The sequence below is a fragment of the Desulfurispora sp. genome (assembly GCF_052744395.1).
Genome location: NZ_JBRAJI010000066.1, coordinates 1 through 9,263, shown reverse-complemented (window position 1 = coordinate 9,263; position 9,263 = coordinate 1). Strand labels below are relative to the sequence as shown.

Below are 9,263 nucleotides of genomic sequence, written 5' to 3'. Positions count from 1 at the left end.
GTGGATCAATTTTATTTGCACATAGTGGGTCAATTCTGTTGACAATCAACACCTTTTTTCCGTAAAATATCATGATGTCCTATGGCGTGCAAAATCAGCATATCACTACTTCTTTCAAAGATAATCCGGATGTCCATGTTTACATAAGCTTCCCAAAATGGCGTGCCTTTGATGCGGTGTACCTGGAGTGAAGGATGCCTGGGATTGTCCGCCAGAAATAATATGGTTTTTCTGGCCTGTTTTTGTTCTGCTTTGGATAGCTTCCAAAAGTCTGATTCAAAGGGCTCAGTTAAGATGATCGTCGGCATCTTCTTCACCAAGCTCTTTCAACAATTCACCGGTACTGGTGAATGTCTTAAATCGCCCATTTTGCAAAGCCCTGGCACTGCGCATCATCTTTTCCTGCCATTCATTTGACCAAAAATATTCCTGACTTTTGTTGTGCCAGGAAACGGGGCGTATGAAAATACCCCCATCCCGCTCTTCTATCATTACATAGTCGCCTTCCTGGATGTTCATTTTTTTAGCAATTTGAGCCAGACTGATGAGCATCCGTTTTTGTACCTGCTGAATTACTTCCGGCATAAAATATCACCACCCTTTACACTTAACTGTATTTACAGCTAAGCTGTTATGCTGTATTTGTATAGTATCATATTATAACAATGTTTGCAATAATCGCACTTGCACCTGGAAGCCTCCCCGGAAGGCTTCCAGGCCATCCCAAAAGGGGACAGTCCCTCATTACGTTAAAGCATTAAAGCATCATTCTAACTTAATCCCGTCACTCCAGGTAGCCCGCACCTGGCTGCCGTTTTATTTCATAATATATCCCTGCAAAGTGGCAATTTGCTCCTCGAGTAGTATCTGCCTATCCGTGGGCATGCGGGGCGGAGTATGCTACATTTTCCGGTATTTTTCCGGTACTTGCTCCCAAAAGCTGGCGGTCTGCTCCAGCGTGGCCCGGCAATCATCCACATACTGCCGCGCCCTTTGCTTATCGCCCTGCTGCAGGCTTTGTACAGCTGCATCCAGTTGCAGCCGGGCCAGTCTGTTCCGGCCGGCGATGTCACAGCGGAAAAACTGGCTATAGCAACGAGCGGCCGCCACCGCCACATCCACCTGCCCGGTAGGCCGCGCCGCTTGCACTATCTGCTCTATCGCCAGCACCGAGCGCGGTGCTACCTCCTGCGCCTTGCGAGCCCACCGGAGCGCAGCAGTCGTGCCTCCACCGGCAATGGCCAGTTTACTGGCCAGCTGGTAATAATCGCTATGCAAGGGGTACATGGCTATGGCGCTTAAGATCATTTTTTGCGCCGCCTTCTGCTCCCCGGCCATATACCGGCGCACTGCCCCCTGATAATACCACTCGGCCGTGCCCAGCCAGAGGCTGCCCACCAGCACCGGCAGCAGCAAAAAAGCCAGTCCTCCTTGATACACCAATCTACCAGGGGCCGAAGGGGGTCTGGCCCCCTCCCGGGTATCCTGTCCGAAAAAGCAAACTTTATCTGTATCTATCTGACCCCGGTCATCCCTTTCCCAGGCTTGTACCTGCCGGCTCACCGCCCCACCCACGGCCCAGACGGTGGACATGACTGCCAGGTAGCTGAAATCAAAGTCAATGGTGGTGTGCAGGGCAAAAAAGAGCAGGTACCCCAAAGCCGCACCGGCAACGTTTTTCTCCTCTCCCCGGCTGCGGCTGTACAGCTGCCCCGCCCGAAGGATGAACAAACCCCATACCCCCAGATAAACCAGCAGTCCGGGCAGGCCGGTTTCCACGGCCACTTCGGCATACTGGTTGTGCACCCGCTTGGAGTGGTACAGATAGCTCTGCTGCTGCCGGTAGGCGTCCTGCCAGCCCCCGCCGCCCCAGCCGGTGAGAGGCCTTTGCCGGACAAGCTGCCAGGCATCGCGGCTGTAGTAAAGCCGGTGCCACACGTTTACTTCGCTGGTGCGGCTTTTTTCCACCAGGGGCCGCTCCCAGATAGGCGGCGGTGAGATTGCGGTACTGACCTGCTCTATCCAATAGTTTCACCTTCCCGTGACCGTACTGGTAAAATTATACCATAACACACAAATCAACCACCGCTCTGGGCGGTGGCTTTAAATCATTTTCAGCGCCAGTTTTACCGTATGCTCGGCATCGGCCATAGCCCGCCGGGCATCCTGCACAGTATATTCTTCCGTGGGAATAAAATCCAGGTCGCCGTAAAAGGAAAATTCTCTTTCCTTGCGCAACCATTTGGATATCCGGGCCAGGTTATGCACTTCGGCAGCCACTTCCGGCGGCAGCATTTCCCGGTACTCCACCAGCAGGTAACCCACATCGTGTTGTTTGGGCGGTTCTACACCAATTTGACGCAGCATGGCCTTGGTAGCCAGCTCGACTATCTCCTGGGCCTCCCGCACCACATCGGAGTAAGCCTCTTCAGCTAAAAGCACCGGCAAAATCTTCAGCCGCTTGCTGGCTTTCAGCAAATAGCTCTGGGCCAGGGTGATATTGGTCATAGTTCAATCACATCCCCCGGCCGGTAGTCTTTTTTCAGCACCCAGTGCCAGGCCCCGGCCCGGTATATTTTGCGCGCACCCAACTGCTCCAGCTTGGCTCGTAACTTTTCCAGATGGCGGCGCAAAAAGCCGCCCCGATCGTACAATATCTGCGCATCGTCCACCATGTCCAAAAACAGCCAGCTACCCTGCAACACTTCGCTCTTCTCCTTGATGATCGGCGAAAGCTCGGGCTGAATATCTTTGAGCCGTCCAGATAATTTAGCAAATACATCTTCTACGGCGGAAAATTCCTCCATGCGCGGTATGCGCCCGCGCGGCAGGTTTTCCGCCACTAAAAAAATATCTATATCTGAATCAGGCCGCGGTCTGCCTCGAGCCACCGAACCAAAGACGGCCAGGGAAACCAGTCGCTCTCCATAAACCTGGTTGACCGCCTGCCGCAAAAATTCCAGCGCCTGCTGATATTGCTCCTGGAACATTTTAATCACCTGCCAGTCAATCCTCCGGATAATATAATATTATACTATATTTTGCCATTCTCCAAAACACTAATTACTGTCCTTCCCGGCAGTCCGCGTCCGCAGCAAGTCCTTTTTCCGCTGATTGCAGCCCGGTCTTTCCTACAGCCAGCTGCAAAATCAATAAAGTCCTCCTGGAGCATGACTGCCCTTTCGGCGGTAGATATAGCCCGGGATGTGGTGGTAACAGTGGGCGAAATAATTGGCTGTGCATAAAAAGCAGCCACCGCTTTAAAGCGGTGGCGTTACTCTTTTGCCGGCGTCAATCGCTCAAATCGCCCCGGGCAATGCGTGCAGCGGCATCACGTAAATATAAAAGCGGCCGGACCACGCGGGTCTGGATCAGGTAGGCGGCTACCCCCACCAGGACAAAGTAAACCGCCAGGCAGGCGTAAATGAAAGCCATACTGCGCCCCACCACGGCGGCGCTGCTTTTTTCATACAGGCCGGTGATGCGTTCAAAGCGCTGCAAAAGCTCTACCGATACCGGCAAAAGCGCCTGGCTGGCCGCTTTAGGGTCGCTCTGCCTTTCCACGCCGGTGTACAGGGGTTTCACACTCTGCCAGTAACGGGCTGCTTCATCCAGGGCCTGTTTGATTTCGGAGGCGGGCGGCGGGGCCACGCTCACTTCCCGGCCGCTTAAGGCGATACGACCACCCTGCTGGAGCACGACCAGGGATTTTTCCAGTGTGGCCATGGTCTCATCCCGGGCTTTAAGGTACTGGCCGTCGCCGGTCAGGGCGTAGGCCAGGGTTTCCTTGCTCATCTTCTGGCTGAGCATGCGCTGCCGCCCGGCCAGGTTCACCTGCACCGTGCCAGCCTGCTGCACCTGGTTCATGTGCTGGATCAGATAAATCTGCCCGACGGTGAGCAAAAGTATAATCAGCATGGGCAAGAGCAGTTTCATGCGTACACTCAAGTTGAGCACCGCTGCCACCCCCTCACAGTTTAAACCGCTCGGCCATGTTCTGCAGGTCGTCGGCCATGGCGGAAAGCGTGCTGATGCTGCTGGCGGTTTCCTGCAAAGTAGCGCTCTGCTGCTGTGTGGAGGCGGCAATATTCTGCACGGCTTCCGACACCTGGCCGGTAGCCGAGGCCACATCGGCCACCTGGTTTTCCACCTGCCGCACGCTGTGCAGGATTTCCTGAAAACTCTGGCTGGCCCGGGCGGTTACTTCCAGGCCCCGGTCGGCCTCCGCAGCCGTGTTTTGCATCAGCCGCACAATTTCCCCTACATCACCGCTGATACTGCCCACCAGCTGCCCGATCTCCCGGGCCGAGGCGGCCGATTGCTCGGCCAGTTTGCGCACTTCCTCGGCCACCACGGCAAAGCCCCGGCCGTGCTCGCCGGCCCGGGCCGCTTCAATGGCGGCGTTTAAGGCCAGCAGGTTGGTCTGGTCGGCAATGGCAGCAATCATGGCCAGAATTTTATTGATTTGCTCCGATGTGGTAGCGAAATGCTCCACCTTTTGCGCCGCCTGGCGGGTGACCTCGTGCATAATGCTGATCTGCCGGCTGACCGTCTCCATGCTCTCCCGGCCCTCGTCGGCCTGCCGGGCCGCCCGGGCGGCCATTTCCAGCACATTGTTGGCCCGCCCGGCCACTTCGTCCATGCTGGAGGAAATCTGCACCGCGGCGCTGGCGTTTTCGGTAGCTCCCTGGGCAATCTGGTCGGTTACCTGAGAAAGCTGCTCGGCCACCTCGGCGGCCTGGCGGGATTTTTCCACCAGTTCGCCAATCAGCTGGCGCAGGTTGCCCTTCATGGTGGAAAAAGCCTCCAACAGCTGGCCCAGTTCGTCACGCTGCATGTTTTTGATGCACCTCCTTTATTCCCTGCCCTAACACGTATCGGGTTGGTGTAAAATTATAAACGGCAAAGATTACAAAATCATTACTAAAAGATTACCAGACGATCAAAAAAACCACCGCTCTTGAGCGGTGGTACAAAATCATTTTCAGCACCAGTTTTACCGAATGATCGACACCGGCCATGTCCCGCGCCCACATCCTAAACTTGCTGCACTTTAACAAAATACGCCGGCTGCCAGATGGCGATGCCCTGGTATTCCCCCAGGGCCAGCAGGTGCTCATCACCGGAAACAATAACTTCGGCCCGCGCTTCCACCGCGCAGGCCAGAAAGATGTTGTCGTCCGGGTCGGCATCAATTACATTGAGCTGCCACAGCGGGTAAACTATTGTGGTGTTGGGCAGTTCCACCAGCCCGGTAATTATCCCGCTCCTTTCCGCCAGTGTTCCCAGAACGGCAAAACGCGGCCGCAAGAGCACGGACACGTACTCATTTACTATATCCGGGCTGACACAAACATTGATCCGGCCGGAAATCCACATATCCAGAACGGCTACCGGTGGACCGGAAGGTGAAAGCAGGCCGGAAATCAAAACGTTGGTACCAATAACCACTCTCACCGGCCTCTGCTCCTTCTGAACTCCCGGTACTCTTTTATCTCCCGGTTTACATCCTCTGCAGCAAGTCCTTTTTCCGCCGCCTGCAGCCTGGCTTTTTCTACAGCCAGCTGCAAAATCAACCTTTTATTTTCTTGCTCTGCTTTGACCAGCCTGGCGTACTCATCATAGCGCACCAAAACGCCTCTGGGCTCGGAATTGACTGTGATAATCACCGGGCTATCCAACGCTTCCATAAGGGCCGAAAGTCTGGGGCGGGCTTCGTTAATTCCTATTATTTTTTCCATAACGTAAACCTCCAGCTATTAGTACAGCTTTACCTTTATTATAACAGTATGGTCGGGATACAACAAGAAATAATCGCGCTCGCTCCTGGAAGCCTCTTTTGGATGCTTCCAGGCTCTCCCAAAAAAGGACAGTCCCCCGCTACGTTAAAGCGTTAAAGCATTGACTTGCCTTAATCCCAGGCTGTCCCGGCGAGCATCCGGCCGGGGCAAATATAAAGCTTTTCACTTTAACTGGCATTTGCTATAATCAATACCAAAAGCCTGACAGGAAATATTTTGAATAAGCAACGGGGATAACATCCATGTTTGATCTGGAAAAAGAAACCTCCCGGCATAACAAACTAATGGCCACAGAACTGGAGCGCATCAGTAGTAAATTGCAAGAAATGGGAGCGAATAAAATTATTCTCTTTGGCTCTTACGCCCGCGGTCAGGCCGGTTTGTGCAGCGATTTGGACATATTTGTAGTCATGCATACTGATTTGCCTTTTATTGAAAGAACCGCTCACATCTACCAGCAAATTTCTCCCCGCACAGCCACGGATATACTGGTTTACACACCGGAAGAGTGGCAGCAAATGCAAAGCCGTCCCTTTATCCAAGAAGCACTTAAGGAGGCCATTTTGCTTTATGAGAAAACCCCCTCATGAAGAAGCCCGCCGCTGGCTGGAACAGGCCAGGGAAGATCTAAAATGGGCACAGCACCTGGCCGAAGAGGGCGGCTATCATATAGCTTGTTTTCTGGCCCAACAAGTGGCGGAAAAGGCCCTTAAGGCCTTTCTCTACGCGCAAGGGGAAGTTATTGTCCTGGGCCATGCCGTGAGTATGCTGGCAGAAAAAGCCGCTGCTTATGAACAGTACATTGCCCAGAAAAAATCAGCCTGGAGTATTTTGGACGGTTATTATATTCCCACCCGCTATCCGAACGGCTTGCCGGACAGCATTCCGGCCCGGGTTTACAATCAGCAAGCCGCCCGCTCAGCGGTGGATATAGCCCGGGATGTGGTGGAGACAGTGGGCAAACTGATCGGTTATTAGTAAATCAGCCACCGCTTTGGGCGGTGGCCTGGTTCTTTTTGCGGCCTGATCCGTCAAACGGTGGCGTTAATCATTTTTAGCGCCAGCTTTACTGTATGCTCGGCATCGGCTATGGCCCGCCGGGCGTCCTGCACGGTATATTCTTCTGTGGGAATAAAATCCAGGTCACCGCAGGAAGCAAACTCCCTTTCCTTGCACAGCCATATGGATATCCGGGCCAGATTGTGCACCTCGGCAGCTACTTCCGGCGGCAACAGTTCCCGGTACTCCACCAGCAAATAACCCACAAGTCATATATCAATTAATTTTCCCTTATGAACTCCTTCTTGGTCGATTATACCATGCCCCCGGCAGCAGGAGAAGCGGGCTGGTGTTAAATTTCACTCATCACTCACAATCAGCCCGTCGCGCATGATGATTTTGCGCCGGCAGTAGGCGGCCACTTCGGGTTCGTGGGTGACGATGATCACGGTCACACCCTGCCGGCGGTTGAGCTGCTGGAAAATCTCCATCACCTCGGCGCTGTTCTGGGTATCCAGCGCACCGGTGGGCTCGTCAGCCAGGATGACCAGTGGCTTGCCCACCACGGCCCGGGCGATGGCCACCCGCTGCTGCTGGCCGCCCGAAAGCTGGTTGGGCCGGTGGTGGGCAAATTCGGCCAGCCCCACTATTTGCAGAGCTTCCAGCGCTTTTTGCCGCACGGCCGGACCACTCTCACCGGCGTAGTACAGGGGCAGCTGGACATTTTCCAGGGCGCTGGCCCGGGCCAGCAGGTTGTAGCGCTGAAAGACAAAGCCCAGCTTGCGATTGCGCAGGGCCGCCCGCTCCTGCTCCGGGAGCGTGCTCACTTCCACCCCGTCCAGCAGGTAACGGCCGCCGGTCTGCTCATCCATGCAGCCCAGTATATTCAAAAGTGTGGACTTGCCCGAACCCGAGGCACCCATGATGGCCACCATCTCACCCGCCCCGATATGCAGGCTAACGCCGCGCAGGGCAGGTATCTCCACCCCGGAAAGGGGATATATTTTCACCAGGTCCTGGCAGTAAATCAGGGGACCGGCCGCACCAGCCATGGCCTTCACCTCGCCTTTTCTCGCCCGGGCTTGCCCGACCGCCATCTATACCACCCGCGCCGGAGCATCACCCGCCAACATACTGATTCCTGCCCAGACTAACGCGCAGCAGCCAGATAAATATGAGAGCTGTGTTAACAACCGGTTAAGAAATTGTGGGATATTGTGGGCAAAAAATATTTGCAATCCAGCATAGTCTTTTATCCCGCTTCATTAAACACCTCCGCAGCAAGCGAAAAAATAAGTTTTTTGAGTAATTTTATACAGCTTGAAGCGATTCGGTATCATTTTGTGGTAAAATATGTCCCAGAATATTTATTCTGTACCTGAAAAGAGGTATCCCCTAAATGCGCTTTGTTGTAGAAGAAGCTGTTTTTCAACAACTGCCCGGCGTTTGTTTCGGCGTGGTGGTGGCCCGGGGAGTGGACAACAGCCGCCCGCTGCCCGCTGTGGAGCAGCTGCTCGCCGAGCAGGTGACCCGGGTGCGGGAACAGTTCGCCGGGGTGAACGTCAAAGAGCACCCGGCCTGCCTTCCCTACCGCCAGGCTATGAGCCGCCTGGGCATCAACCCGAACAAGTTTCCCGCCTCCATCGAGGCACTGCTCAGCCGCCTGGCCAAAGGGGGGGACTGCCCCCGGATCAGCCCCGTGGTGGATCTGGCCAACGCCTTTTGTTTAAAACACCTGGTGCCCATGGGGGCGCACGATATGGACCGCTTTACGGGCGACATCATGGTGCGCTTTTCCCGGCCGGAGGACACCTTCCTGCCCTTCGGGCAAAGCGAGGCCGAGCAGCCCGGCCCGGGCGAGCTGGTTTATGCCAGCGGCAGCACCATCAAGACCCGCCGCTGGATCTGGCGGCAGAGCGAGGACGGCAAGATAACCGCCGCCAGCCGGGATATCTTTTTCCCCATTGACGGGTTCCATGATAGCAATCTGGATGCGGTAACCGCCGCCCGCGACGAACTGGCTGCTTTTTTGAGCAGTGTTTTGAACTGCCCGGTGAAAACAGGGCTGGTGGATGCGGCCAACCCGGTGCTGGAGCTTTAAGCCAGCAGCAAAACCGGCAGCAAGGCCATTGCAGCACAAGCACAGTGCGGACTTGAGCCGGTCCCTAAAAGAGGGAGCAAACATGGCCAAAAGTAAAATTCCCCGGGGCGAGCTGTGGATCGCCGGGGAAGTGTTGTCAAGTCTGGGGCTCTCCCCAGAGCAGGAATCTTTAATTACCCTAGCCGCCCACCTGGGCACCGACTACTGCTTTTTCAGCTACACCAGCCCGCTGGAAAGCCTACCCCTCCAGGGCGGCGCCATGGAGCGGTTGGTGCAAAAGGCCCATGCCGCCGGCCTGCGCTGCGGTGTGACCGTGGACGGGCCCTTTGAGCGGGCCGTGGCCGCACAGGGCTTTATGGAAG

At 55.2% G+C, this 9,263-nt stretch carries 14 protein-coding genes and 1 pseudogene; 4 read left to right on the top strand and 11 right to left on the bottom strand.

Annotated features, from left to right (window positions below):
• Window positions 1–29: 29 nt before the first annotated feature.
• The 9 genes from ACUVTU_RS12770 to ACUVTU_RS12730 form a co-directional block, all read right to left on the bottom strand.
• Window positions 30–308 carry a type II toxin-antitoxin system RelE/ParE family toxin gene (locus ACUVTU_RS12770; protein ID WP_445890339.1) on the bottom strand — a complete coding sequence of 93 codons (279 nt, stop codon included), beginning with the start codon at window positions 306–308 and terminating at the stop codon, window positions 30–32.
• Window positions 286–585, bottom strand: coding sequence for an AbrB/MazE/SpoVT family DNA-binding domain-containing protein (locus ACUVTU_RS12765; RefSeq protein WP_445890338.1), 300 nt, complete (start codon window positions 583–585; stop codon window positions 286–288). Before ACUVTU_RS12765 ends, ACUVTU_RS12770 begins: the two co-directional genes overlap by 23 nt.
• A 315-nt stretch (window positions 586–900) precedes the next feature.
• On the bottom strand, window positions 901–1,968 hold the full coding sequence (locus ACUVTU_RS12760) for an O-antigen ligase family protein (protein WP_445890337.1): 1,068 nt from the start codon (window positions 1,966–1,968) through the stop codon (window positions 901–903).
• A 135-nt stretch (window positions 1,969–2,103) separates the two neighbouring features.
• Complete coding sequence (locus ACUVTU_RS12755; protein WP_445890336.1) at window positions 2,104–2,508, bottom strand: HEPN domain-containing protein; 405 nt, start codon at window positions 2,506–2,508, stop codon at window positions 2,104–2,106.
• Entirely contained in the window at window positions 2,505–2,990 is a 486-nt protein-coding gene (locus ACUVTU_RS12750; RefSeq protein WP_445890335.1) for a nucleotidyltransferase family protein, read from the bottom strand. The genes ACUVTU_RS12755 and ACUVTU_RS12750 overlap by 4 nt, the downstream gene beginning before the upstream one ends.
• A gap of 301 nt (window positions 2,991–3,291) precedes the next feature.
• Entirely contained in the window at window positions 3,292–3,957 is a 666-nt protein-coding gene (locus ACUVTU_RS12745; protein ID WP_445890334.1) for a type IV pili methyl-accepting chemotaxis transducer N-terminal domain-containing protein, read from the bottom strand.
• Between the two features lie 13 nt (window positions 3,958–3,970).
• Window positions 3,971–4,837 (bottom strand): methyl-accepting chemotaxis protein, encoded by an 867-nt coding sequence (locus ACUVTU_RS12740; RefSeq protein ID WP_445890333.1) that lies wholly within the window; start codon window positions 4,835–4,837, stop codon window positions 3,971–3,973.
• Between the two features lie 200 nt (window positions 4,838–5,037).
• Window positions 5,038–5,457, bottom strand: coding sequence for a putative toxin-antitoxin system toxin component, PIN family (locus tag ACUVTU_RS12735; protein WP_445890332.1), 420 nt, complete (start codon window positions 5,455–5,457; stop codon window positions 5,038–5,040).
• Window positions 5,454–5,741: a type II toxin-antitoxin system Phd/YefM family antitoxin gene (locus tag ACUVTU_RS12730; protein ID WP_445890331.1), complete on the bottom strand. Its 288-nt coding sequence runs from the start codon at window positions 5,739–5,741 to the stop codon at window positions 5,454–5,456. Before ACUVTU_RS12730 ends, ACUVTU_RS12735 begins: the two co-directional genes overlap by 4 nt.
• A 302-nt stretch (window positions 5,742–6,043) precedes the next feature.
• Here ACUVTU_RS12730 and ACUVTU_RS12725 point away from each other — a divergent pair, with 302 nt between their 5' ends.
• Both ACUVTU_RS12725 and ACUVTU_RS12720 read left to right on the top strand, forming a co-directional pair.
• Window positions 6,044–6,391, top strand: a complete 348-nt coding sequence (locus ACUVTU_RS12725) for a nucleotidyltransferase domain-containing protein (protein WP_445890330.1) — start codon at window positions 6,044–6,046, stop codon at window positions 6,389–6,391.
• The gene (locus ACUVTU_RS12720; RefSeq protein ID WP_445890329.1) at window positions 6,372–6,779 is read left to right on the top strand and encodes a HEPN domain-containing protein; all 408 of its coding nucleotides are present in this window, start codon (window positions 6,372–6,374) and stop codon (window positions 6,777–6,779) included. Before ACUVTU_RS12725 ends, ACUVTU_RS12720 begins: the two co-directional genes overlap by 20 nt.
• 53 nt (window positions 6,780–6,832) lie before the next feature.
• Here the strand turns inward: ACUVTU_RS12720 and ACUVTU_RS12715 are convergent, their stop codons facing one another.
• Together ACUVTU_RS12715 and ACUVTU_RS12710 are read right to left on the bottom strand one after the other, a co-directional pair.
• Entirely contained in the window at window positions 6,833–7,066 is a 234-nt protein-coding gene (locus tag ACUVTU_RS12715; RefSeq protein WP_445890328.1) for a hypothetical protein, read from the bottom strand.
• A gap of 93 nt (window positions 7,067–7,159) precedes the next feature.
• Window positions 7,160–7,897 carry an ABC transporter ATP-binding protein gene (locus ACUVTU_RS12710; protein ID WP_445890327.1) on the bottom strand — a complete coding sequence of 246 codons (738 nt, stop codon included), beginning with the start codon at window positions 7,895–7,897 and terminating at the stop codon, window positions 7,160–7,162.
• A gap of 302 nt (window positions 7,898–8,199) precedes the next feature.
• Here ACUVTU_RS12710 and ACUVTU_RS12705 point away from each other — a divergent pair, with 302 nt between their 5' ends.
• Both ACUVTU_RS12705 and ACUVTU_RS12700 read left to right on the top strand, forming a co-directional pair.
• Window positions 8,200–8,901, top strand: a complete 702-nt coding sequence (locus ACUVTU_RS12705; RefSeq protein ID WP_445890326.1) for a B3/B4 domain-containing protein — start codon at window positions 8,200–8,202, stop codon at window positions 8,899–8,901.
• Between the two features lie 82 nt (window positions 8,902–8,983).
• Window positions 8,984–9,263, top strand: a pseudogene (locus ACUVTU_RS12700) (uroporphyrinogen decarboxylase family protein); the annotation flags it as partial.

What these genes read in the sequence shown, in the direction of transcription:
- ACUVTU_RS12770 (WP_445890339.1), bottom strand. Translation starts at nt 308, where the DNA reads ATGCCGACGATCATCTTAACTGAGCCCTTTGAATCAGACTTTTGGAAG.
- ACUVTU_RS12765 (WP_445890338.1), bottom strand. Translation starts at nt 585, where the DNA reads ATGCCGGAAGTAATTCAGCAGGTACAAAAACGGATGCTCATCAGTCTG.
- ACUVTU_RS12755 (WP_445890336.1), bottom strand. Translation starts at nt 2,508, where the DNA reads ATGACCAATATCACCCTGGCCCAGAGCTATTTGCTGAAAGCCAGCAAG.
- ACUVTU_RS12750 (WP_445890335.1), bottom strand. Translation starts at nt 2,990, where the DNA reads ATGTTCCAGGAGCAATATCAGCAGGCGCTGGAATTTTTGCGGCAGGCG.
- ACUVTU_RS12740 (WP_445890333.1), bottom strand. Translation starts at nt 4,837, where the DNA reads ATGCAGCGTGACGAACTGGGCCAGCTGTTGGAGGCTTTTTCCACCATG.
- ACUVTU_RS12730 (WP_445890331.1), bottom strand. Translation starts at nt 5,741, where the DNA reads ATGGAAAAAATAATAGGAATTAACGAAGCCCGCCCCAGACTTTCGGCC.
- ACUVTU_RS12725 (WP_445890330.1), top strand. Translation starts at nt 6,044, where the DNA reads ATGTTTGATCTGGAAAAAGAAACCTCCCGGCATAACAAACTAATGGCC.
- ACUVTU_RS12720 (WP_445890329.1), top strand. Translation starts at nt 6,372, where the DNA reads ATGAGAAAACCCCCTCATGAAGAAGCCCGCCGCTGGCTGGAACAGGCC.
- ACUVTU_RS12710 (WP_445890327.1), bottom strand. Translation starts at nt 7,897, where the DNA reads ATGGCGGTCGGGCAAGCCCGGGCGAGAAAAGGCGAGGTGAAGGCCATG.
- ACUVTU_RS12705 (WP_445890326.1), top strand. Translation starts at nt 8,200, where the DNA reads ATGCGCTTTGTTGTAGAAGAAGCTGTTTTTCAACAACTGCCCGGCGTT.